General features: G+C 68.7%; 1 protein-coding gene and 1 pseudogene. Both read right to left on the minus strand.

Features of this window, described 5'->3' with window-relative positions:
• A partial coding sequence (locus ACFPU0_RS14760) for an electron transfer flavoprotein subunit alpha/FixB family protein (RefSeq protein ID WP_377693846.1) occupies positions 1–821 on the minus strand: 821 nt, incomplete at its 3' end.
• 1 nt (position 822) lies between these two features.
• Positions 823–906: pseudogene (locus ACFPU0_RS14765) on the minus strand (electron transfer flavoprotein subunit beta/FixA family protein); the annotation flags it as partial.

A 906-nucleotide genomic window follows, 5' to 3' on the forward strand; every position in this document is an offset into this window, starting at 1 on the left:
ACCTTGGAGTCCTTCATGCCGGCCAGGTGCTGGATGGCCCCGGAGATGCCCACGGCGAGGTACAGCTGCGGCGCGACGATCTTGCCGGTCTGGCCGACCTGCATGTCGTTCGGCACGAAGCCCGCATCCACGGCGGCACGGGACGCGCCAACCGCGGCGCCCAGCTTGTCGGCCAGGGCGTACAGGTACTTGAAGTTCTCGCCGTTCTGCAGGCCACGGCCGCCGGAGACGACGATCTGGGCCGCGGTCAGCTCCGGACGGTCGGACTTGGCCAACGCTTCGCCGACGAAGGCGGAGGTGCCGGCATCGGTGACGGTGGAGATGGCCTCGATGACAGCGGCACCGCCTTCGGCAGCCGCGGCATCGAAACCGGTGGTGCGCACGGTGATCACCTTCACCGCCGCGCTGGACTGCACGGTGGCGATGGCGTTGCCGGCGTAGATCGGCCGCTTGAAGGTGTCGGCGCTGTCGACGGCGATGATCTCGGAGAGCTGGTCGACGTCCAGCAGGGCGGCCACGCGCGGCAGGTAGTTCTTGCCGTGGGTGGTGGCCGGCGCCAGCACATGGCTGAAGTCACCGGCCAGGGAGGCCACCAGCGGCGCGATATTCTCCGGCAGCTGGTGCGCATAGGCGGCATGGTCGGCCACCAGCACCCTGGCCACGCCGGCGATCTTGGCGGCGGCTGCGGCCACGGCACCGACGCCCTGGCCTGCGACCAGCACGTGGATGTCGCCACCGATCTGTTGCGCGGCGGTCACGGTATTCAGGGTGGCCGACGCCAGCGCGGCATTGGTGTGTTCAGCGATTACCAGGACAGCCATCTCAGATCACCTTCGCTTCGTGCTTGAGTTTGTCGACCAGTTCGGCCACCGACTTGACCTTGACCCCCGCGCTGCGGGCAGCCGG

The organism is Pseudomonas sp. GCM10022186, from assembly GCF_042656385.1.
Lineage (GTDB): Bacteria > Pseudomonadota > Gammaproteobacteria > Pseudomonadales > Pseudomonadaceae > Metapseudomonas.